We start from the raw sequence: 23523 nt of genomic DNA on the forward strand, positions 1-23523 counted from the left end.
AGCAAATTTTTAAGTTCTCATACAACTTAACCACACACTGATAAGAAATTACCAGGTAATTCAAATGATTACATTAATCACCGGCGGAGCCGGCTACATCGGCTCACATACAGTATTAGCACTTCTGGAAAGAGGGGCTGATGTTGTTGTTATCGATAATCTCTGTAATTCATCACCAGAATCTCTTCGTAGAGTTGAAAAACTCACTGGCAAATCAGTGAAACTCTATCAAGGTGATATTCTTGACCTAAATTTATTAAATAAAATTTTCCAAGAAAATAAAATTGAAACCGTTATTCATTTCGCAGGCTTAAAAGCAGTTGGCGAATCCACTCGAAAACCACTTGAGTATTATCAAAACAATGTCACTGGTACCCTAGTTCTGTTGCAGGCTATGCGTGCCAATGGCGTACATCAACTGATTTTCAGTTCATCCGCAACGGTTTATGGTGATCCTGAATTTGTACCACTCACGGAAAATGCTAAAGTTGGTGGTACAACTAATCCTTATGGCACCTCCAAGCTAATGGTTGAGCAAATTCTAAAAGATTTTGCCGCCGCCGAACCAAGTTTCAAAATCACCAGTCTAAGATATTTCAATCCTGTCGGTGCTCATCCATCAGGTATGATTGGCGAAGATCCTAACGGTATTCCCAATAACCTGTTACCTTATATCACTCAAGTTGCTATTGATCGTCTGGAATGTTTATCAGTGTATGGCAACGATTACCCAACTAAAGACGGTACCGGTGTTCGTGATTATATTCATGTGATGGATTTGGCTGAAGGTCATATTGCCGCCATTGACTATCTGAATAAACAGCAATCCTATGAAGTTTTTAATTTAGGAACAGGTGCTGGTTATTCTGTACTTGAACTACTTCATGCTTTTGAAAAAGCATCAGGTAAAGATATTCCATATAAAATTACAGATAGGCGTCCTGGGGATATTGCTGAGTGTTGGTCTGATCCGTCCAGAGCTCACAATATCCTTGGCTGGCAAGCAACACGTAATATTGACGATATGATGCGTGACAGTTGGAATTGGCAGAAGAATAATCCTCATGGTTTTCGCTCAGGGGAAAAACGCTAAAAGCCTTTTACGATTGATTTAGCAACCACTCGGTTACTCACAATCTTAGCCAGAACAGCAAATAACTATAAGCTGGCAGATATTCTGCCGTTAATAATTGTGACGTTATTTTGCTGGCGCCAAAGACTGGGAAGAAATTGAAGATTTTGGTGTCGTACGTTGAGGATAGTTAAAGCAATAGAGTGAATTTGAACAGGATATTCCAACTTATGACACCAAAAGCCGTTTCAGCTCCAAACAGTTCCAAAAGTGTTTCATTGAATGGATGAATATTTACCGTGAACTGACGAAAAGCTCTGGGAATACCACAGATGGAAAAACCGTCAGGCTCTCCCAATTCAAGCAGAGTTGCCATCTCGGATAAAACATATTGCAGTGAATATACTGAATAACACGAAAATGTTTAAGGAGAAACCGACACAAAAACAACGATGAGTACAACCTATCTATCTAAAATTCTTGCTAAACAAACCCTCCCGTAATCTTTTGCTGGAATACCATCATTAAAAAATAATCTATCACTAGATCTTAATAATTCACTATAAAAGTATTATTAAAATAATTAATCTATTGGTCATTTTATGAAAACAGAAAACTCAAGAGAGCTACTCAATGATGTCATAGAGTGGGATATATGTAATTGGAGTCATGCCTTAAAATATTGGAGGGACCATTCTAACCTAGAATTAAAATCAGCTAATATTCTAGAACTAGGAAGCCGAAATGGTGGATTATCACTGTGGGCAGCATTAAATGGAGGTAATGTTTTATGTACTGATCTAAATGGCCCTACGCCAAAGGCACAGGAGAAACATAAGCGTTATAATATAGAAAATAGAATTCGATATGGTAAATTAAGTGCGTTAGATATTAAATATAGAAACCATTTTGATATCGTTATGTTTAAATCAGTATTAGGTGGCATTGGTTATAATTCAAATAAATCAGCACAAAAAAAGGCGATTAATCAGATTTTCCATTCATTAAAAGAAGGTGGTGAATTTTGGTTTGCAGAAAATTTGGTTGCATCGCCATTGCATAAATTTCTCAGAAAAAATTATGTTAATTGGGGGAATGCTTGGGGCTATGTTACTGTCAACGAAATGACCGAGTATTTGTCAGCATTTTCAAATGTTAATTATACAACATTAGGTTTCCTCGCTACGTTTGGCAGGAATGAATCTCAAAGAAAATTTTTAGGGAGCTTAGATAATAAAGTTCTAAATAAAGTTGTTCCTAAACATTGGCACTACATTATAATCGGTGTGGCAAAAAAATAATCCAGAAAATTTCTAAAAAATTTAGTATGTTGGATTATATCCAGTGATGTTTTTTTCACTTTTAAGTTTACTGACAATACAATCGAGTACTCCAATAAGGAAAGATTTTCTAACAAATATACCCTATGGATTTCAAGATGCATCGCGACGACAAGGGAGCGAATCCCCGGGAGCATAGAGAACTATGTAACCGGGGTGAGTGAGTGCAGCCAACAAAGAGGCAACTTGAAAGATAACGGGTATATGAAGATCCCCCTGCATCCCCTTCTGATTTCTGCTAACCTGTGCCCCTTGTTTCTGGGGGGCATTATGCTAAACATCGTCTTATTTGAACCTGAAATCCCACCTAATACCGGTAATATTATTCGTCTTTGTGCTAACACCGGATTTCAATTGCATCTGATTCAGCCTCTGGGTTTTACCTGGGATGATAAAAGGCTACGTCGAGCCGGGCTGGATTATCATGAGTTTGCCAATATTAAACAACATCATGATTATTTTACTTTTTTAGAGAATGAAGGATTAACAGGAGAGTCTTCTGCTCGTTTGTTTGCTCTCACAACAAAAGGAACACCGGCACATAGCGCCATAAGTTATCAAGCAGGGGATTATTTAATGTTTGGGCCGGAAACCAGAGGGCTACCGCCTTATGTATTGGATAATATGCCATCACAACAAAAAATCCGTATCCCAATGCTAGCAAACAGTCGCAGTATGAATCTTTCTAATTCAGTTGCCGTTGTTGTTTTTGAAGCCTGGCGACAACTAGATTATCAGGGCGCTATCATCAGGAAATAGTGCGTCAATATAAATATGCCTAATACCACTACACATTCCTGCAATGGTTCAATGTGTTATTGACCATATCACGGCAGTTTTTTCCTTTTCGCGTGGGTCACAGAAATGCAGTATAGGAACGGCTCTGTATCAGACCCACGGTGAGAACCAAACAACCATTTTCGTTATGTTTTCGGATAAAGCATGGTACGGCTACGATGGTTATCAGTTCAGTGCTCCAATATCGCGTCCGATAAAAGATGGGCAGATTGCCGATGTAAGTGACAGAATTTATCCATAATGTATCGTTAGACATCAAGGGCATAGTTTTTATCTAGGTTTTCTGAACAAGTTTTTGCGTTAAATCATAATTCATCACAGGAAGTAGATGCTATGATTAGTATAAATTAACCCTATTGGGGAATTTTTTCCCCTTATAAGTTGATTCATATAACTTAATAGAGGTTGATTCCTTCAAATGATCTCTATTTAGTAAGACTATTTAGATCATAATAATTTAATAAGGTTAGTATTAAGACAACTCATTTTCATTGATATATTGGTTACGCTATGAAAGCAAAAAATTCAAAAGAATTTCTCCATGATGTCATAGAATGGGACATATATAATTGGAGCCATTCATTAAAATATTGGCAAGATCATTCTGGATTAGAATTAAAGTCAGCTAATATTCTAGAGCTAGGTAGTAGAAATGGTGGGTTATCATTATGGGCAGCATTGAATGGAGCAAATGTCCTATGTACCGATTTAGATGGCCCTACGTCAAAAGCACTGGAGAAGCATCAGCGCTATAATATAGAAAAGAGCATTCAATATGATAAATTAAACGCATCGGATATTAAATATAAGAACCATTTTGATATTGTTATGTTTAAATCAGTATTAGGTGCTGTCGGTTATAATTTCAATAAAACAGCACAAAAAGAGGCTATTAATCAGATATTTCATTCATTAAAAGCAGAAGGTGAACTTTGGTTTGCAGAAAATCTGGTTGCATCACCATTGCATAAATTCCTCAGGAAAAATTACGTTAATTGGGGAAATACTTGGGGCTATGTTACCGCCAAGGAAATGACAGATTATCTATCAGCATTTTCAAATGTTAATTATACAACATTAGGATTCCTTGCTACGCTTGGTAGGAATGAATTTCAAAGAAGATTTTTAGGGGTATTAGATAATAAAGTTCTAAATAAAGTCGTTCCTAAACATTGGCACTATATTATAATAGGTGTAGCAAAAAAATAATTTATAGAGGATTTAATAAGTTAAGCGTGCAAAATCATATTTCCACATTCAGCATGTGAAAATATGATAGCTATTATTAATATCCAGATTTCGATAAATCAAATTCCATCACCGTACTCAAAGCCATGATTGATACCATTAAAATGTTGGTTCATATCCAATGATGGCTTTTCGCTTTCAGGTTTACCGACAATACGGGCAGGCACCCCGGCGGCCGTTGTATGTGGCGGAACAGAGCGAAGTACAACTGAACCTGCGCCAATTTTGGCCCCACGACCAATTTCAATATTACCCAGTATTTTCGAACCTGCGCCAATCATCACCCCTTCCCTGACTTTCGGATGACGATCACCCCCTGCTTTACCAGTACCGCCAAGGGTGACGGATTGCAGGATAGAAACGTCATTTTCCACTACCGCCGTTTCACCAATCACAATGCCTGTAGCATGGTCAAGCATAATGCCGCAACCAATCTTTGCTGCCGGATGAATATCAACGCCAAAAGACATCGAGATTTGGTTTTGCAGATAAATAGCCAATGCCTTACGCCCTTCTCCCCAAATCCAATGGGCAATACGATAGGCTTGTAGAGCATGAAATCCTTTAAGGTACAGCAGAGGAGTTGAGTATTTATCTACAGCGGGATCACGTAGACGTACCGCTATGATGTCGCGGGCAGCAGAGACAATCATTTGCTGATCTGAATTATATGCATCTTCTGCGATCTCTCTGACAGCAATAGCCGGCATAATCGGCGTAGCCAGCTTATTAGCCAGTATGTAACTTAAGGCACTACCAAGATTTTCATGTTTGAGTAACGTTGCATGAAAAAAACTGGCCAACATCGGTTCACATTCAGCCAGTGCTCTCGCCTCTGTTTTTATGTTCTTCCAAACTTCGTCCAATTCCTCTAGCGACATATTTTTTACTCTCACACTTAGAACCTATCTCATTAGATTTTTATTTAAGAGCGCACATCATCGCTCTCATCCTTTCTGGCTCTTCCTAATAATGCCTGAGCAGCTTCTACCACATTTTTATTGCAATACAGTATCTGATAGATTTGTTCTGCGATCGGCATTTCTACATTGGCACGATCAGCCAACGCACGTACTTCTTTGGTATTGCGATAACCTTCAACAACCTGCCCAATCTGATTCTGGGCGTCTTCAACACTAATTCCCTGCCCCAGCATCATGCCAAAACGACGATTGCGTGACTGGTTATCAGTACAAGTTAAGACCAAATCGCCCAATCCCGCCATGCCCATAAAGGTTGAAGGATCAGCACCAAGCGCTGTGCCAAGGCGACTCATTTCCGCCAATCCACGAGTAATCAAGGCAGTACGAGCATTAGCGCCAAAACCCATACCATCAGATATCCCCGCACCAATGGCAATCACGTTTTTTACGGCGCCACCGAGTTGAACGCCAATAAAGTCAGGATTTTTATAAACCCGGAAGCTTTTGCCACAGTGGAATAATTGCTGAAGTTCATCGCCAAAAGCAGATTCCGTCGCAGAAATAGCAATCGCAGTAGGCAAACCAGCCGCTAACTCTTTAGCAAATGTTGGCCCTGAGAGCACCGCTAACGGTATTGCATTGCCTAATATCTCACGGGCCACATCCTGCAATAACCGACCGGTATCCGCTTCTAAGCCTTTAGTTGCCCAGACGATACGTGAATCAGGCCGTAGATGTGGTTTTACTTGCTTTAACACTTCACCAAACACATGGCTAGGTACCACAACAAGAATATCGCGGCTCGCTGTTAGTGCTTTTATGAGGTCTGTTTCAAGCAATAAGCTATCAGGAAAGGAAACATCCGGCAGATATTCCTGATTACAACGCGCCTGTTGCAATGCCCTAATATGTTCTGGATTATGTCCCCAAAGTACAACATTATGACCATTACGAGCCAGCGTAATGGCTAATGAGGTGCCGTATGAACCGGCACCGATAACTGTCATAGAAACAGTACTATTCATTAAGCTTCCTGTTCAGTTTGTTCACCACCCTGAGACTGTTCCGCCTGCTGTTGCAGGTAGTTCATGAACAGGGCGTCAAAGTTTACTGGAGCCAGATTCAGCTGTGGGAAGGTTCCACGACTAACCAAGTTAGTGATGCATTCACGAGCATATGGGAACAGGATATTCGGACAGTATGCCCCCAAGCAGTGAGCTAGCTGAGTCCCTTCGATACCGTCAATAGAGAAAATACCCCCTTGCTGTACTTCACACAGGAATGCCGTCTCTTCTCCCAAAGCTGCCGTTACAGTAACACGCAGAACAACTTCATAAACCCCTTGAGCCAATTCGCTGGAAGCTGTATCCAGATCCAGTTTTACTTCCGGCTGCCATTCCTGCTGAAACACTTGTGGTGCGTTTGGTGCTTCAAAAGAGATATCTTTGGTGTAGATACGTTGGATCTGGAAAGCCATTTCTGTATTGCTTTGTTCTGACATAATAATTGTTACCTTTAGATGTCCTTATTAAATTTTTTATGTGAATGTCGCCATTCACGCCCAAAATGATTACTTTTTACCACGCGCCAATGGCAAGTTTTCGCCTGTCCAACCAACCAAACCTTCTTTCAAGGAACATACGCGTTCAAAACCAGCACGAATAAGATTCTCTGCCGGAGTACGAGATTCAGTGCCATTCGCAGAAACAACAATTACAGGCTGCTTTTTGTGTTTTTCCAACTCAGCAAAATTGTTGTCTTTAATTTCAGAGGGAGTCAGGTTTACTGAACCAATAATATGCCCTTTGCGGAAATCTTCACGGGAACGTAAATCCACGACGATGGCTTCTTCTTTATTGATCAGATTAATAGCTTGAGCACGAGTTATCTCTCTGGTTTTAGAGAAGAAACCTCTCGTTGTAGTTACAATAACGGCAACCAGCAGCGCAATCCAGATGAGGCTTAAGGTCATATGCTGGTTAATAAATTGCATGATTTCTTGCAGCATGGGGGCAACAACTCCCGTTGGTTAATAACAAATATCTAAGGTTCCAGAGTATACCTTTGTGATGCGTCAATTACAGCCAAATAGCACAAGCTCAATGCAAATTTTGCGGAGAGTTTCGAGAAAAAATAAAAATATCCTGAAAATGAAGCATGTTAAGTACATTACTCGCATCTGTCCTGTCACACTGAATGCATGCAGGAATTTCAACGATAAATAGGCTAATATGTTTATATTTATACCCTATGGATTTCAAGATGCATCGCGACGGCAAGGGAGCGAATCCCCGGGAGCATAGCTAACTATGTGACCGGGGTGAGTGAGTGCAGCCAACAAAGAGGCAACTTGAAAGATAACGGGTATATTCGATTTCGATGTTAAGACAGCATTATCTGAAAGTGTAAAAAATCAGCGTAGCATCTGGTAACTCTTTGTTCATCATGAAATAATCTAGTGCATATGTAGCAAGGTATATTTACAGAAATGGCTGACAACAAGGAAATACATAGCCGTAATTATCGGCGCAATCGGAACTCATGGCGGAATAATATCTGTGCCCCATTGTTCTATGCTTTCCTATTTGTTATTTTCAGCTTTAATACCTTTGCAAATCAAATTATCGCCAATAAAAATCAACTGAAAGATCTCCAACAAAACATCGCGGAGAAAGAGAAAAGTGTGCAACAACAGCAGCAAAAACGGAGTTCTTTGTTAAATCAGCTAAAAGATCAGGAAAATACTATTTCCAAAATTGGTCAATCCCTACACAACACTCAAACTCAACTCAGTAAGCTGAATAAAGAGATTACCGCTCTAGTCTCCAACATCAAAAAATTAGAAAAACAACAGAAAGCGCAACAAGATATGCTGGCACGCCAATTGGATGCTGCATTTCGTCAAGGGCAACATCAAGGGCTTGAACTCATGTTCAGAGGAGAAGAGGGCAAGAGAGGTGAGCGCATACTTGCTTACTATAGCTACCTTAATCAAGCCCGTCAGGACACCATTGTTAAACTTGAACAAACAGCCGTTGATTTAACCGAACAGAAAAAACTTGAGCAACAGAAACAGGAAGAGCAAAAACAAGTTCTGACTGAGCAGCAGCAACAGAAACAGCAAATGGAAGTCGCCCGCAATGCCCGGCAAAAAACTCTAACTGAGCTGGAGTCTTCCTTAAAGAAAGACCAGAAAAATCTCGCTGAACTAAAACAAAATGAAACTCGTCTGCGAGATAAAATTGCTAAAGCAGAACGGGAAGCGAAAGCACGGGCTGAACGAGAAGCCAGAGAAGCTGCCCGTGTCCGTGCTCAAATTGCAGCGAAACAGAAGCAAGCACAGCAAAAAGGCTCTAGCTATAAACCCACTGAAGATGAGCGGGCATTGATGGCGCGTACCGGTGGCCTTGGCCGTCCGGCTGGTCAGGCAATCTGGCCTGTCCACGGTAAGGTGATACATGAGTTTGGTGAAGCGCTGCAAGGCGAATTGCGCTGGAAAGGCATGGTAATTTCGGCCACAGAAGGCACTGAAGTCAAAGCGATATCCGATGGCCGGGTACTGTTAGCTGACTGGTTGCAAGGCTATGGGCTGGTTGTCGTTATAGAGCACGGTAAAGGTGATATGAGTCTCTATGGCTATAATCAGAGCGCCCTAGTCAGGGTCGGCCAGCAAGTTCGGGCCGGACAAGCTATTGCATTGGTCGGTAATAGTGGCGGTCAGCAACAATCCGCACTCTATTTTGAAATTCGCCGTCAAGGAAGAGCGGTAAACCCACAACCGTGGCTTGGGAGATAATCAGGTGAGACAACGCAAGTTCGCAAAACTCATTGGTACTACCACCCTGTTACTTTTGAGCCTACAAGCCAGTGCTGCCCGTTTAGCTATTGTTATCGACGACTTTGGCTACCGTCCCCATAATGAAAACAAAATATTGCAGATGCCTGTTGCAGTTTCTATCGCCATTCTGCCGGATTCGCCGCATGGCAGGGAGATGGCCGAAAAAGCATATAAACAAGGGCGGGAGATCTTAATCCACCTGCCAATGGCACCTTTAAGTAAGCAGTTGTTAGAACCGGATACTCTCCAGCCAACCATGAGCAGTGAAGAAATTGACCGCATCATCCAGCGTGCAATACAAAAAGTTCCTTATGCTGTAGGAATCAATAACCATATGGGCAGCGCTATGACTTCAAGCTTACCGGGAATGCAGAAAGTAATGCGCTCATTGTCTCGTTATAACCTCTATTTTCTCGACAGCGTGACAATTGGCAATACTCAGGTAACAAAGGCAGCGCAAGGCACGCCTGTTCGCGTTATCCGCCGTAATGTTTTCCTTGATGATGTGCAATCAGAAGCAGAAACTCGCCGTCAGTTAAATCGTGCAATTTCTATTGCCCGTAAGAATGGTTCCGCCATTGCTATCGGCCATCCTCATTCAACAACCATTCAGGTATTACAACAAATGCTGCCAACGCTTCCCGCTGATATTGAGTTAGTCAGCCCAAGTAGGTTGTTAAGTAACAAACCTGTTGGTGATAATCGCCATAAATGGGGCAAGCTGTGTGAAATAAAAGAGGCCCCCATGACAGTTACTAGCCAAGATTATCTGGCAGTTATTGGCGATACTCTGGTTGATAATCCTATTGTGAATACAGTGAGTCGATACATCCAGAAACTGGCCGGAGATAAGTCTCAGGATAAAACAGAATAGAAAATCATTTTAAGAAATAACCAATTATCTTGTTATTTCTATTCACTTCTCCGTCTCCATTGGAGAATTGGGATCGCATTTCGCTATTAGTTCCGCCAATGTATAGTGTCGATATACAGGCTTAAGCAACAAATTACCGCCTTTCACCTCAATATCCCGTTCATGACCAACTTTAGCGACGATCTGTTTCAAATAAACAGCAGGAATAACAATTACGCTATTGTTACTCCATTTCTTGATTGTCATAGAATTACCTTAAAAAAACAGACGCCCCAGAAAACTGAAAACGCCTGTCAATCTTACTTAGTAGTAACTTTACTGATTAATCCCAGTTCAAAATAACTTTACCAGACTGCCCTGAACGCATGATGTCAAAACCTTTCTGGAAATCATCAATAGAGAACCGGTGAGTGATAATGGGGGTCAGATCCAAACCAGACTGAATCAACGTAGCCATTTTGTACCAGGTTTCAAACATTTCACGGCCATAAATACCTTTAATAAACAAGCCTTTGAAAATCACCTGATTCCAATCAATTGCCATATCTGATGGAGGAATGCCCAACAATGCGACACGACCGCCGTGATTCATGGTATTCAATAAGGTACGAAACGCCGCCGGGGCGCCGGACATTTCCAAACCAACATCAAAACCCTCCGTCATACCCAATTCCGCCATGACATCGGTCAGATTTTCCTGACTGACGTTCACCGCACGGGTAACCCCCATTTTACGCGCCAGTTCAAGGCGATATTCGTTAACATCTGTGATAACAACATGACGCGCACCCACATGCTTACAGACTGCCGCAGCCATAATACCAATTGGGCCTGCGCCAGAAACCAGCACATCTTCGCCAACTAAATCAAACGAAAGCGCGGTATGAACAGCATTGCCAAATGGGTCAAAAATAGAAGCCAGCTCATCAGAGATGTTATCTGGGATTTTAAACGCATTAAATGCGGGAATAACCAAGTATTGAGCAAAACAACCAGGGCGGTTTACCCCTACGCCAATGGTATTACGACATAAGTGAGTACGGCCGCCACGACAGTTACGGCAGTAACCACAAGTAATATGCCCTTCGCCAGACACCCGATCACCAATTTTAAAACCCTTTACTTCCTGACCAATAGCAACAACTTCGCCAACATACTCATGACCAACAACCATCGGTACAGGAATGGTTTTTTGCGACCAGTCATCCCAGTTATAGATGTGCACATCCGTACCACAAATCGCTGTTTTACGGATTTTGATCATCACATCATTGTGCCCCAACTCTGGCTCGGGCACATCAGTCATCCAGATGCCTTCTTCTGCTTTTAACTTCGACAATGCTTTCATAGAGATGCCTTATGCAATTACGTTCAATTGCTTACCAATTCGCGTGAACGCCGCAACTGCACGTTCAATTTGCTCTTCCGTATGCGCCGCTGACATTTGCGTGCGGATACGGGCCTGATCTTTAGGGACTACCGGATAGAAGAAACCAGTCACATAAATGCCTTCTTTCAGTAATTCTGCGGCAAATTCCTGCGCTAATTTTGCATCACCTAACATGACAGGAATGATTGCATGGTCAGCCCCTGCTAAAGTGAAACCTGCTGCTGTCATTTTTTCACGGAACAGGTTAGCGTTCCTCCATAGACGATCACGCAATGCATCTCCCTCTTTCAGCATATCCAGCACCTTGATGGATGCCGCAACAATCGCCGGCGCCAGTGAGTTAGAGAACAGATATGGACGTGAACGCTGACGCAACCACTCAACAACTTCTTTACGCGCCGCAGTATAGCCGCCAGAAGCCCCACCCAACGCTTTACCTAATGTGCCGGTAATGATGTCAATACGATCCATTACGTCACAATATTCATGCGTACCACGACCATGAGCGCCAACAAAACCAACAGCATGGGAATCATCCACCATGACCATCGCATCAAATTCATCCGCCAGGTCACAGATAGATTTCAAATCAGCAATAACCCCATCCATTGAGAACACACCATCGGTTGCAATCACAATATGGCGTGCATTATCTGCTTTGGCTTTCTCCAATTGCGCTCTCAGTTCCTGCATATCATTATTCGCATAGCGATAACGCTTCGCCTTGCATAAACGGACGCCATCAATAATAGAAGCGTGGTTCAGCGCATCAGAGATAATGGCATCTTCCGGCCCAAACAGCGTTTCAAATAGACCACCATTAGCATCAAAACAAGAAGAATAAAGAATGGCATCTTCCATGCCCAAAAATTCTGCCAGTTTTCTCTCCAGCTCTTTATGAGTATCCTGAGTCCCGCAAATAAAGCGAACAGACGCCATACCAAAACCGTGGCTATCCATTCCCGCTTTAGCAGCCGCAATAAGATCAGGGTGATTAGCCAAACCTAAGTAGTTATTTGCGCAGAAGTTAATAACATGGCTGCCATCGGCTACAGCAATGTCAGCATTTTGTGCAGAAGTGATGATACGTTCATTTTTGAATAACCCTTCAGAATGGGCTTGTTCTAATTGTTCATTAATTTGCTGATAAAATGATGCTGACATTTATTTTCTCCTGATTTATAAATGAAGGGTCATTACACATTTTACTCATTGATCAGGCAACTGACGACTCTATCAGGCAGATAATATTAACTTTGCTGTATCCGTCACGCCATGCAACCTGAATAACCATAATATTTCAGTATATTCCCCTGCTTAAGCTGCTGTCGTCATGGATGTTAGATGTTATTATAGAAGCAATTTGCTTCATTAACCCGATTGTAGAGGTGAGTCGGATGATTATTGTCACTGGCGGTGCTGGATTTATTGGCAGCAATATTGTCAAAGCACTAAATGACGAAGGATATAAAGATATTCTGGTCGTAGATAATCTGAAAGATGGTACTAAGTTCACCAATCTGGCTGACTTAGATATTGCTGATTACATGGACAAGGAAGAGTTTATTGCCAGTATTCTGGCCGGTGATGATTTCGGTGATATTGACGCTATTTTCCATGAAGGCGCTTGTTCATCCACAACCGAGTGGGATGGCAAATATATGATGGATAATAACTATCAATATTCTAAAGAATTGCTGCACTATTGCCTTGAACGCGGCATTCCTTTCCTGTACGCCTCCTCCGCAGCAACCTATGGCGGTCGCACTGATAATTTTATCGAAGAGCGTCAATATGAGAAACCACTTAACGTTTATGGTTACTCTAAATTTCTGTTCGACCAATATGTTCGGGAGATCCTGCCTCAAGCTGATTCACAAATTTGTGGTTTCCGTTATTTCAATGTGTATGGGCCACGTGAAGGGCACAAAGGTAGTATGGCGAGTGTTGCCTTTCATTTGAACAATCAAATCAATCAGGGACAAAACCCAAAACTATTCGCTGGCAGTGAAAGCTTTCAACGTGATTTTATTTATGTCGGCGATGCCGCTGCGGTTAATCTTTGGTTCTGGAAAAACGGCGTTTCCGGTATTTATAATTGTGGAACAGGTCGTGCTGAATCTTTCCAAGCGGTTGCTGATGCGGTGGTTGAATTCCATCAAGATAAATCACTAACTATTGAGCATATTGATTTCCCTGAACATTTGAAAGGTCGTTATCAGCGCTTCACGCAAGCAGATCTGACTAAACTTCGGGCAGCGGGTTATGATAAACCATTCAAAACCGTTGCCGAAGGGGTAACGGAATATATGCATTGGCTTAATCAGGAGAAGTAATCTACTCGCTATGAAAATATTGGTGATCGGCCCTTCGTGGGTGGGTGACATGATGATGTCGCAGAGCCTTTACCGAACATTAAAGGCTTTGCATCCTAATGCAGAAATTGATGTGATGGCCCCAGCCTGGTGCCGCCCACTGCTGGACAAAATGCCAGAGGTCAATCAAGCATTAGCTATGCCATTAGGGCATGGCGCACTGGCATTAGGCGAACGCCGTCGTTTGGGGGTTGCTCTGCGTGAACGTAAATATAATCGCGCTTATGTGCTGCCAAATTCCTTCAAATCTGCCTTGGTGCCTTTCTTCGCCAATATTCCTCTGCGCACTGGCTGGCGCGGTGAAATGAGATATGGATTGCTCAATGATATTCGTACATTGAATAAAGAAGCCTTCCCATTAATGGTTCAACGCTACGCCGCATTGGCTTACGATACAAAACCCAATAGTGCGGCAGATCTGCCTCAACCATTGCTTTGGCCTCAACTCGATGTCAGTGATGAGGATATTGCTGAATCCACCGCAGCATTCAATATTTCTGATCATCGGCCCATCATCGGTTTCTGCCCCGGAGCAGAATTTGGCCCAGCAAAACGTTGGCCGCATTATCACTATGCCGCGTTAGCTCAACAGCTTATTACTGAAAAAGGATATCAAATTCTACTATTCGGTTCTGTCAAAGATCACGAAGGTGGAGAGGATATCCGCAAATCACTGACAGGAGAAGCCAACGAATACTGCATCAATCTTGCCGGACAAACCTCTCTTGAACAGGCAGTCAATATTATTGCGGCCTGTGATGCTGTTGTTACTAACGATTCTGGTTTGATGCACGTTGCCGCAGCGCTTAATCGCCCTCTGGTTGCACTTTACGGCCCAAGTAGCCCAGATTTTACCCCACCATTATCCGATAAAGCGGAAGTTATCCGTCTTATTACTGGCTATCACAAAGTCAGAAAAGGCGATAGTGCACATGGCTATCATCAGAGTCTGATTGATATCCAACCAGAGCAGGTAATCGCTTCCCTGGAAAAATTATTACAAGCGGAGAACCAGAGTTAATGCGGGTTTTACTGGTTAAAACTTCTTCTATGGGCGATGTTCTCCATTCGCTCCCTGCACTGACTGACGCAGAAAAAAACTTACCTGACATCCGTTTTGATTGGGTAGTTGAGGAAGGTTTTGCCCAAATTCCTGGCTGGCACAGTGTTGTTGATCAAATTATTCCTGTTGCTATTCGCCGCTGGCGCAAAAACTGGTTTAGTCCAGAAATTCGTGCCGAACGCCGTTTATTCAGAGAGAAATTAAAATTACATCAATATGATGCCATCATTGATGCTCAAGGGTTATTGAAAAGCGCATTTTTGGTCACCCGATTAGCTTACGGTCCTAAACATGGTTACGACCGCAAAAGTATCCGTGAGCCATTAGCAAGTTTTTTTTATGATTGCTGTCACGCAGTCAGCAAGCAACAGCACGCCGTAGAGCGTATCCGGGAACTGTTTGCTGTCAGCCTGGGTTATATCAAACCAGCAGCACAGGGCGATTATGGGATTGCCCGTCATTTTCTGCACCAGCATCCAGAAAATCAGAACAATTATCTGGTTTTTCTCCATGCCACAACTCGCGATGAAAAACATTGGCCGGAAAGCCATTGGCGGCAACTCATTGCTGAAATTCAGCCGACGGGTGTCCAAGTTAAGCTTCCCTGGGGTGCAGAACATGAATACCAACGTGCGCTGAGACTCGCGGAAAACTTCCCTCATGTGGAAGTATTACCAAAGATGACTTTAGCACAAGTAGCCCAAGAGCTAGCTGGCGCAAAAGCGGTTGTTTCTGTTGATACTGGCCTGAGTCACCTCACTGCCGCATTGGATCGCCCTAATATCACGCTGTTTGGTCCGACAGATCCAGGACTCATTGGTGGTTATGGCAAGGAACAAATATCTTTAAAAGCAGAGGATGGGAATATCAAAAGTATTACACCATCGAAGGTATTAGCTCATCTCCAGAAAAATATTGGCTGATTAATTATTAAATCTGAGGCGTTTCTGGTAGGCGCCTGATTTCTTAATCATTAACTGAAACGATAAATCATCTTCTATATTATTTATCCCCTTATTAAAACATTAAAATAAGCGATTTATAATAATAGATTTAAATAATTTCAAGTCATATTCTCCATTAATTTAATGATATAAATATATTATTTAAATTGTTTTTATCTTAAATTATCTCATATAAGAACTGCTTTCAATTTTATATTATTAATGAAATAAACTCTAATTAAAAAATAATATATTTAACACCTAGTCTAATTTAGGCAGTATTATCTGCCCAAAATTAAGTGAATCCCTATTAATATATTTATGTTAATTCCACTTTATTAATCATGATGATTTCTTAAATTGATAATATTCAGCTAATGTCATTCCTTGAACCTGTGGCTGTAAATAGTTAAATAGTGCCTCTAGATCCTGATAAAGTAATTCAATCTGTTCTTCATTTTTAAATGTCGGGCTACCACCAGGCATAAATTCAGATGAATGCAGCATAAACTCAACATAATCACAACCTTCTGCTAATGTCTGCTGGACCACTTTTTTCATTTGCTCCAGATTGCCCCCCTTTGGCCTTAACCAGTTAACAGATGGAGAACGCTGTTTCCCACGTAAGCTATCATATTTCTGTTTAAGGAAATTCATCAGCGGAGGGTGTTTATATTGAATACTCATAGGGACTTCTAGCAAAGAAGAATTACCTTCTTTAGCAATATTCTGCAAATCCATAAAATAGGCATAAGATGGAAAGTGACGATAATCAGTTCCACCGTTGCCATTAGGATCGCCTTTGGTGAAACGCCAATTAACCCGTGGTGTTACTGAACAATCAACTTGATAACCATATTCCACCAACAATTCAGCATAATATTCATTAAATGCCCAACGACCTGCCCGATGGCTTAACATTTTAATCTGTAGTTTGTCTTCCAATAACTTAGTCATGAGATCAACTTTGGCTCTAACTTGTTCTTTTGGAAATTCAATCAGATAAGGTTTATAACGCATATCATCGTCTGTAAGAGGCACAAGTGGCGGGTTATTCCAGGCATGTAGGTGCATGCCAATTTCCCCTTGCCCTCTGGCAATAATATCTTTGGCAAATTCAATGTATAAATCATCCATTGCCATTTCATAGTTCGTTAACCAAACTGGCTTAAAACCAAAGCGCTCACATAAACGCTGAAATCTTGGTAAATAATGGGTATTTTTTGTCGAGATCTGACCGTGATTTTGCCACAGATCATCACCCTCAGTATCTATAGTGATAATAAATGCAGGTCGAGTCATCAGAATAAGCCCAAAATAGAATAAAATGATAGCCTTATAGTACGCAGATCTATAAAATAGTGCAATTATCTTGTCATATATATAGCAACTCTATACCTCATTAAACCCTATATTTCGTATCTAAATCCTATCAATAAGAAACGTTATAAAATGAAATCTTAGATCTTTCAGAAAGCTCTTTCTCTTCTATTAAGTTCTTTTAATTTCCGTGATCCTTTTAATTCATTAGTTTATCTAAACAATCACATTCAAAAAGCGCATATAACCATTATTACTGCTTCATTAAGGATAGATATTTTGCCAGAATAATATCTAAATCAAACTTCTTATACATATACTCTGTAATTACAGGTGGTTCATAGTAGGCAGACTTCATTTTTTCTGCAAGTGAATCAATTGTTAGCGCTGATTTATATTTTTCTAACTCACCAACCATAATTTCATTAACGCCACCGGGACACATTGTGCTAACAATAGGGGTATCACAAATCAATGATTCAATCAGTACGTTACCTAATCCCTCACTATCAGAACTCAAGACCACCGCTTTAGCTCCACGGATAACCGGTAATGGATTTTCAAGGAATCCCGTTAAAACAACTTTAGACTGTAAGTTTAAATCCACAATCTTCTGTTTTATCTGTTGAGTAATGGCCTCGTCTCCGTGACCAACAATCAATAATTTACATGGAATATCCGCTTTCGCAAACGCGGCTAATAAACGATCATGTCGCTTAACCCGGTGAAATCTGCCAACATGCAATAAATAGATCTCATCCGAATAAGGGTTATTTTGCAAAGATTTTTCTTTAATATCTGGGATATTGAAAGGATTATAAATTGTCACCATTTCATTAGGCGTAAGTAATAAATTATTTTTTAAATCTTTCCCTACCGCATCAGATACACAAATTAAATTCCTATTATTGTATGTCCACTTGATTTTTTGTTTCTTGATCCAGCGAGACAACCCCGTTTTATTACCAAGATATGAGTTTGAAAATACCCCATGAATACAAAACCATACATTTAATCCCGCTAACACTTTTGACTGCACGACAATGCGATCAGTTTTATGCAGGTTTGAGACAATCAACGCAGGGACTCCCTTGCGAAGAAAAACTTTTTCTAAAACCTTATCCATAGATTTAGCCCGACGGCAAATCTCAGTCTGTCTTCTAAAAAGCCCTTTGTACCCATCAGCATCAATGATCAATTCAATACCATCAGGCACTGAATACTCACATTTCTCTGCCAAAGAGAGTAGCGTAACATCATATCCTCTCTGTTGCAGGCCATCACAAAGCCGAATAGTGACATTTTCCGCACCGCCGCCAGGTAATCCATCAATGATAAATAATACATGTCCTTTCATGATGAGAGCACCCTTTCATATAATTCAATGAGCTGTTGTGATAAATGTTCCGGTGTACAACAGAGTATTCCCGTTCTCGCTAATTCTGACATTTTATTATTCAAATGATTTGAAGGCGTATTCTGAATCGCTTCCGTAATATCTGAAATAGCCAGAGCATCACATACAAACCCGTTATTCCCAGAGTTAACAAATTCAGCGCCGCCACATGTCGTACTAGTTATTACCGGAAGCCCACAAGCCATTGCCTCCAGTATTACATTTGGAAACGGATCATATAAGGTCGGCAGCAACAAGCCATCCGCAAGCTGATAGAAAGGCAGTGTTTTTTTCTGGACGCCCATAAACCTGATTCGTTCGTTACATCCCAGTGCATTGGCTAACTGCTTATATTTTTTCTCTTCTTTATCCTGCCCCACAACTATTAAATAGGCATCAGTCGCGCTCACTGCCTGAATCGCTGCTTTTAATCCCTTTCGCTCAAATCCCGAGCCAACATAAACTAAGCATTTAGCCTGTACGGGAAGGTTATGTTCTTTCCTTAATTGTATTCTCTGAGATTCCGTTGCCGGAAAAAATTGTTTATTGTCTATCGAATTATAAATAACCGATATCTTTTCCTCAGAAAGCCCAAAATCCGCCATGACCTCCCTTTTTACCATTTCCGAGTTACAAATAACCATTTTTAATTCTGGCGCCGAATACATTTTTTGCTCAGCATCCATCACATAACGATGGTAACGACTCGTAAAAAGCAATTTGCTTCGCCAAGGAGATAAAACACGCGCACGCTGTTGTAACCAGCGCTGATGAACGCCATCACCCGCACGATAAATATCGCAACCGGCAATACGTTCATGACTTTGAACAAGATCAAATTGCTCTTTTTGCCATATTATTTTAGCAGCTCTGGCAAATCCTCTCTCACGACTGATACGTCCCCATTTATGAGGATTTGCTAAATGAACATGCCAATCAGGGTTAACGTCTCCCTGCCAGGAGCGCGTAATAACGTTAAGCTCCAAATTTTCATTCCCTAAAGCTTCTAAGGCGCGGGAGACAAAACGTTCTGCGCCACCATCCGGACGATATTTCTGCCGAACAATCGCAAGACGCACTAATTTCATAATAAATTTCTCCGGGCGGCAGCAATAACCATATCACTGGGAATGACATTCAGATAACGTATATCCGTTTTAGTATCAACATCATCAGGATCAGGTAAATCACCATAATCACCAGCCCAAATAACTTCACCTTTCGCTTCCCACGGACGCCAGAATACTAACTTTGATGGCCCAAATAAAGCGATAACAGGTGTTTTCAACGCAGCGGCCATATGCATAGCAATGGAATCCATCCCTATGAATAAATTAGCCTCCTCAATCAGCACTGCAAGTTGCGGCAAAGTTAACTGGCCTGCAAAAGAAACTACTCTTTCTTTTGGACAGTTTGATAAAATCTTCTCCACCATCTCCTCCTCCTTACGATCTGGTCCGGAGGTAACAACAATTGTCCAACCATCAGACTGCAAGGCACTAATTGTTTCACTCATCTTTTTTTCATCCCAACATTTAAAAAACCAGCGGGATGTTGGTTGCACAACAATATATCTTTGATTCACACCATGCTTATCAAGAAGCGCCAAAACAGCTTCTTTATCCTCCTGACGGTAACTCATCGTCACTTTAGTGTTGATCAACGGAAGATTTAATAGCGAAAGGGCTGACAAATTTTGCTCAACAATATGCAAAAACTGGCTATGTTCTGTCGGAACAAGATTTGTGAAACATTTTTTCCAAAACAGGCTGCGTCGTTTTGCTAAATCAAACCCAATACGCACTTTTGCGCCAGTAAATCGTACCACAAATGCACTATACCATTGATCAGCAAGATTAATAACCATGTCGTATTGACGATGTCTTAATCGTTTAAGCAATCTCCATTCATGACCAAGATGTGCTTTGGTTCCTTGTTTTTTCCATTGTCTATCTATAGAAAATAGATTATCCACAGAAGAAAAATGAGCCAATATTGGTTCAGTTTCTTTATAGAGTAAAACATCAATTTCCGCCTCAGGATAATTATCCTTAAGGGTATTAATAACTGGTGTAATTAATAATACATCACCATGATGTCGTAACTTTATTATCAGAATACGGTCAAATTGAGCGTGTAATTTACTCATTGCATTCCCAGTATAAAGATACAGATAAAAGAAAAAGCTGCCGCGACCATATGCAGAAGCTGCAAAAAATCCGTGCTACTTTCACATTAATAGAAGCACGATCTTAAGCAAAAATCCTAATTTACCTTTCTAATTCTGTTCAGATTCTAGAAGCCATACGCATTTTCATACTTTCTTTGCAGCAATGTGATACTATTGACGCTAATTTATGTAAATGAATTTGATAGAATGTTACTGCGTTTATATCAGGTACTTCTCTACCTTATCCAACCTCTCATTTGGTTGCGTCTATTGCTCCGCAGCCGCCAGGCCCCTGCTTACCGCCAGCGCTGGGGTGAACGCTACGGTTTCTGTGCCGGTAAAGTTGCCGCTGGAGGCATCCTGCTCCATTCCGTTTCCGTTGGCGAGACGTTGGCCGCAATCCCTTTAGTCAGGGCCTTGCGCCATCACTATCCTTTTTTACCCATTACCGTAACAACGATGACGCCAACCGGCTCAGAAAGAGTGCTTTCCGCTCTGGGAAACGATGTTAATCACGTCTATTTACCATACGATCTTCCCGGTTCTATGGAGCGCTTCCTCAATCAAGTTAATCCAAAGTTAGTCATTATTATGGAAACAGAACTTTGGCCTAATCTGATTTTCCAACTCCACCAACGTAACATTCCTCTGGTCATTGCTAATGCTCGTTTGTCTGCACGTTCTGCTGCGGGATACCAAAAGGTAGGAAATTTCGTAAAAACAATTTTGCGCAGCATTACCTTGATTGCCGCTCAGAATCCGGAAGATGGTGAACGCTTTATTGAACTGGGTTTAAAACGCTCTCAACTGACTATTACTGGCAGTTTGAAATTCGATATCTCAGTAACACCTGAATTGGCGGCTAAAGCAGTGACATTACGGCGCCAATGGGCTGCTCGCCGGCCTGTCTGGATAGCCACCAGTACCCATGATGGGGAAGAGAGTATTATTTTAGATGCTCATTGCAAGTTACTGAAACAGTGTCCAAGTTTGCTGCTGATCTTGGTACCGCGCCATCCTGAACGTTTTATTAAAGCTGAAGAATTAACCAAGAAAGCTGGACTCAGCTATATTCTTCGTAGTTCCGATAAAATCCCTGACGCCAATATTCAGGTTGTTATCGGCGATACGATGGGCGAACTGATGCTGCTCTACGGTATTGCCGATCTGGCTTTCGTCGGCGGCAGTCTGGTTGAACGTGGCGGCCACAACCCACTAGAAGCGGCGGCCCATGCGATTCCGGTGCTAATGGGCCCGCATACCTTTAACTTTAAAGATATCTGCGCCAAGCTGAATCAGGCTAATGGTCTGATTACCGTGACGGACAGCCACTCTTTGTTCACCGAGATCAACAGCTTACTGACTGACGAAGATTATCGTCTGTACTATGGTCGCCACGCAGCAGAAGTGCTGCATGAAAATCAGGGCGCTCTTCAACGTCTGCTGAAACTACTGGAACCCTATCTCCCACCTCGGAGCCACTGAATGAGTGACAAAAAACGCCTTTCCGTTGTCATGATCGCCAAGAATTCAGCGGATCTGATAGCAGATTGCCTGACCTCAGTCCATTGGGCTGATGAAATTATCGTGCTCGATTCTGGTAGTTCAGACAATACTTGCCAGATAGCACAAGCAATGGGGGCAAAAGTATTTTCCAACACAGAATGGCTCGGGTTTGGTCGTCAACGTCAGCTAGCTCAGCAATATGCCTCTGGCGATTATATTTTTATGATCGATACTGATGAACGTGTCACGCCAGAACTCAGAGCATCCATACAGCAGGTTCTAGCACATGCTGATAACAGCAAAGTCTACAGTTGCGCCCGCCGGAATCTGTTTCTTGGCCGTTTCATGAAACACAGTGGCTGGTACCCGGATCGCGTCATCCGCCTCTATGCCCGTGACCGTTATCAATACAATAACAATCAGGTTCATGAATCCCTTGAAACCAATGGCTCACCAGTTGTTATTCTGCAAGGGGATTTACTTCATCTTACTTGCCGTGATCTAATGGAATTTCAGAGAAAACAGCTAAATTATGCTAAAGCCTGGGCAGAACAGCGCGATGAACAAGGTAAACAGTGCGGTTATTTCTCAGTTTTCAGTCACACTTTGGGGGCTTTTTTTAAAACCTGGCTGTTGCGAGCTGGCTTTCTTGATGGTAAACAAGGGTTAGTACTGGCGATTGTCAATGCTCAATATACGTTTAATAAGTACGTCGCGTTGTGGGAAAAGAGACAACAGAAGGGTAAAAATTGATGAAAACCAAAGCCATTTATCCCGGAACATTTGATCCTGTTACCTACGGTCATATTGATATCGTCACCCGAGCCGCGGATATGTTTGACCACGTTCTATTTGCTATCGCCAACAGCGCCAGAAAAAATCCTATGTTTACTCTGGATGAGCGCATTACCCTGGCAAAACAGGTGACCTCACATCTGGATAATGTGGAGGTGGTAGGTTTCTGTGAATTGATGGCTAATTTCGCCAAAAAACAACAAGCCAATATTCTTATCCGTGGCCTTCGTTCAGTATCTGATTTTGAGTATGAATGGCAGCTTGCCAATATGAACCGTCACTTTATGCCCGAATTAGAGAGCGTTTTTCTGCTACCATCACAAAACCTCTCATTTGTCTCTTCATCCTTGATTAAAGATGTCGCTCTCCACGATGGCGATATCTCATCATTCCTGCCAGAACCTATCGCCCAAGCCATGCTAAAAAAACTGGGCAAATAATTTACTCCGTTCACTGGAGGCGGCACAAAGT

General features: G+C 41.7%; 24 protein-coding genes. 12 read left to right on the forward strand and 12 right to left on the reverse strand.

The window, feature by feature from the left end; translation table 11 throughout:
- Positions 1-64: 64 nt before the first annotated feature.
- Complete coding sequence (gene galE, locus OO184_RS10040; RefSeq protein ID WP_265379064.1) at positions 65-1093, forward strand: UDP-glucose 4-epimerase GalE; 1029 nt, start codon at positions 65-67, stop codon at positions 1091-1093.
- Positions 1094-1262: 169 nt separating this feature from the next.
- On the opposite strand, the gene OO184_RS10045 is transcribed toward galE, so the two are convergent.
- Positions 1263-1448, reverse strand: a complete 186-nt coding sequence (locus OO184_RS10045) for a hypothetical protein (RefSeq protein WP_265379065.1) — start codon at positions 1446-1448, stop codon at positions 1263-1265.
- A 226-nt stretch (positions 1449-1674) separates the two neighbouring features.
- Between OO184_RS10045 and OO184_RS10050 the strand changes: the two genes are divergently transcribed.
- From OO184_RS10050 to OO184_RS10060, 3 genes are all read left to right on the forward strand, one after another.
- A complete protein-coding gene (locus OO184_RS10050; protein ID WP_265379066.1) occupies positions 1675-2373 on the forward strand; it encodes a class I SAM-dependent methyltransferase in 699 nt (232 codons plus the stop codon).
- A gap of 309 nt (positions 2374-2682) precedes the next feature.
- Complete coding sequence (trmL, locus tag OO184_RS10055) at positions 2683-3171, forward strand: tRNA (uridine(34)/cytosine(34)/5-carboxymethylaminomethyluridine(34)-2'-O)-methyltransferase TrmL (RefSeq protein WP_088372658.1); 489 nt, start codon at positions 2683-2685, stop codon at positions 3169-3171.
- A 549-nt stretch (positions 3172-3720) separates the two neighbouring features.
- A complete protein-coding gene (locus OO184_RS10060) occupies positions 3721-4419 on the forward strand; it encodes a class I SAM-dependent methyltransferase (protein ID WP_265379067.1) in 699 nt (232 codons plus the stop codon).
- 98 nt (positions 4420-4517) lie between these two features.
- Here OO184_RS10060 and cysE read toward each other — a convergent pair whose 3' ends face one another.
- The 4 genes from cysE to OO184_RS10080 all read right to left on the reverse strand — a co-directional run bounded on the left by cysE (position 4518) and on the right by OO184_RS10080 (position 7389).
- Positions 4518-5339, reverse strand: coding sequence for a serine O-acetyltransferase (gene cysE, locus OO184_RS10065; protein ID WP_088372660.1), 822 nt, complete (start codon positions 5337-5339; stop codon positions 4518-4520).
- Positions 5340-5383: 44 nt separating this feature from the next.
- Complete coding sequence (gene gpsA, locus OO184_RS10070; RefSeq protein ID WP_265379068.1) at positions 5384-6406, reverse strand: NAD(P)H-dependent glycerol-3-phosphate dehydrogenase; 1023 nt, start codon at positions 6404-6406, stop codon at positions 5384-5386.
- Entirely contained in the window at positions 6406-6882 is a 477-nt protein-coding gene (gene secB, locus OO184_RS10075; RefSeq protein WP_118986057.1) for a protein-export chaperone SecB, read from the reverse strand. Before secB ends, gpsA begins: the two co-directional genes overlap by 1 nt.
- Before the next feature lie 69 nt (positions 6883-6951).
- The gene (locus OO184_RS10080; RefSeq protein WP_049584941.1) at positions 6952-7389 is read right to left on the reverse strand and encodes a rhodanese-like domain-containing protein; all 438 of its coding nucleotides are present in this window, start codon (positions 7387-7389) and stop codon (positions 6952-6954) included.
- A gap of 480 nt (positions 7390-7869) precedes the next feature.
- On the opposite strand from OO184_RS10080, the gene envC reads away from it, so the two are divergent.
- Entirely contained in the window at positions 7870-9177 is a 1308-nt protein-coding gene (envC, locus tag OO184_RS10085; RefSeq protein WP_132345133.1) for a murein hydrolase activator EnvC, read from the forward strand.
- Between the two features lie 4 nt (positions 9178-9181).
- Positions 9182-10093, forward strand: coding sequence for a divergent polysaccharide deacetylase family protein (locus OO184_RS10090; RefSeq protein WP_265379069.1), 912 nt, complete (start codon positions 9182-9184; stop codon positions 10091-10093).
- 42 nt (positions 10094-10135) lie between these two features.
- Here the strand turns inward: OO184_RS10090 and OO184_RS10095 are convergent, their stop codons facing one another.
- The 3 genes from OO184_RS10095 to kbl all read right to left on the reverse strand — a co-directional run bounded on the left by OO184_RS10095 (position 10136) and on the right by kbl (position 12647).
- Positions 10136-10339: an AbrB/MazE/SpoVT family DNA-binding domain-containing protein gene (locus OO184_RS10095; protein WP_265379070.1), complete on the reverse strand. Its 204-nt coding sequence runs from the start codon at positions 10337-10339 to the stop codon at positions 10136-10138.
- Positions 10340-10415: 76 nt separating this feature from the next.
- On the reverse strand, positions 10416-11441 hold the full coding sequence (gene tdh / locus OO184_RS10100) for an L-threonine 3-dehydrogenase (RefSeq protein ID WP_036811235.1): 1026 nt from the start codon (positions 11439-11441) through the stop codon (positions 10416-10418).
- Between the two features lie 9 nt (positions 11442-11450).
- Positions 11451-12647, reverse strand: coding sequence for a glycine C-acetyltransferase (gene kbl / locus OO184_RS10105; protein WP_265379071.1), 1197 nt, complete (start codon positions 12645-12647; stop codon positions 11451-11453).
- A gap of 233 nt (positions 12648-12880) precedes the next feature.
- On the opposite strand from kbl, the gene rfaD reads away from it, so the two are divergent.
- From rfaD to rfaC, 3 genes are read left to right on the forward strand one after another with little or no spacing between them, the layout of a single operon-like run.
- Positions 12881-13819 carry an ADP-glyceromanno-heptose 6-epimerase gene (gene rfaD / locus OO184_RS10110; protein WP_265379072.1) on the forward strand — a complete coding sequence of 313 codons (939 nt, stop codon included), beginning with the start codon at positions 12881-12883 and terminating at the stop codon, positions 13817-13819.
- Positions 13820-13829: 10 nt separating this feature from the next.
- Positions 13830-14879, forward strand: a complete 1050-nt coding sequence (gene rfaF, locus OO184_RS10115; RefSeq protein WP_265379073.1) for an ADP-heptose--LPS heptosyltransferase RfaF — start codon at positions 13830-13832, stop codon at positions 14877-14879.
- On the forward strand, positions 14879-15844 hold the full coding sequence (rfaC, locus tag OO184_RS10120) for a lipopolysaccharide heptosyltransferase RfaC (RefSeq protein WP_265379074.1): 966 nt from the start codon (positions 14879-14881) through the stop codon (positions 15842-15844). The genes rfaF and rfaC overlap by 1 nt, the downstream gene beginning before the upstream one ends.
- Positions 15845-16207: 363 nt before the next feature.
- On the opposite strand, the gene OO184_RS10125 is transcribed toward rfaC, so the two are convergent.
- The 4 genes from OO184_RS10125 to rfaQ all read right to left on the reverse strand — a co-directional run bounded on the left by OO184_RS10125 (position 16208) and on the right by rfaQ (position 20730).
- Positions 16208-17167 (reverse strand): polysaccharide deacetylase family protein, encoded by a 960-nt coding sequence (locus OO184_RS10125; protein WP_265379075.1) that lies wholly within the window; start codon positions 17165-17167, stop codon positions 16208-16210.
- Positions 17168-17438: 271 nt separating this feature from the next.
- A complete protein-coding gene (locus OO184_RS10130; RefSeq protein ID WP_265379076.1) occupies positions 17439-18542 on the reverse strand; it encodes a glycosyltransferase in 1104 nt (367 codons plus the stop codon).
- The gene (locus OO184_RS10135) at positions 18539-19669 is read right to left on the reverse strand and encodes a glycosyltransferase family 4 protein (RefSeq protein ID WP_265379077.1); all 1131 of its coding nucleotides are present in this window, start codon (positions 19667-19669) and stop codon (positions 18539-18541) included. Before OO184_RS10135 ends, OO184_RS10130 begins: the two co-directional genes overlap by 4 nt.
- Complete coding sequence (gene rfaQ / locus OO184_RS10140; RefSeq protein WP_265379078.1) at positions 19666-20730, reverse strand: putative lipopolysaccharide heptosyltransferase III; 1065 nt, start codon at positions 20728-20730, stop codon at positions 19666-19668. The genes OO184_RS10135 and rfaQ overlap by 4 nt, the downstream gene beginning before the upstream one ends.
- A gap of 228 nt (positions 20731-20958) precedes the next feature.
- On the opposite strand from rfaQ, the gene waaA reads away from it, so the two are divergent.
- The 3 genes from waaA to coaD are packed head-to-tail and all read left to right on the forward strand — an operon-like array spanning position 20959 to position 23492.
- Positions 20959-22236: a lipid IV(A) 3-deoxy-D-manno-octulosonic acid transferase gene (gene waaA / locus OO184_RS10145; protein ID WP_049584951.1), complete on the forward strand. Its 1278-nt coding sequence runs from the start codon at positions 20959-20961 to the stop codon at positions 22234-22236.
- Entirely contained in the window at positions 22237-23010 is a 774-nt protein-coding gene (locus OO184_RS10150; protein ID WP_265379079.1) for a glycosyltransferase family 2 protein, read from the forward strand. It abuts the gene before it with no gap.
- Complete coding sequence (coaD, locus tag OO184_RS10155; RefSeq protein ID WP_265379080.1) at positions 23010-23492, forward strand: pantetheine-phosphate adenylyltransferase; 483 nt, start codon at positions 23010-23012, stop codon at positions 23490-23492. Before OO184_RS10150 ends, coaD begins: the two co-directional genes overlap by 1 nt.
- Positions 23493-23523 lie beyond the last annotated feature (31 nt).

The sequence above is a fragment of the Photorhabdus aballayi genome (assembly GCF_026153155.1).
In the GTDB taxonomy this organism is placed as follows: domain Bacteria; phylum Pseudomonadota; class Gammaproteobacteria; order Enterobacterales; family Enterobacteriaceae; genus Photorhabdus; species Photorhabdus luminescens.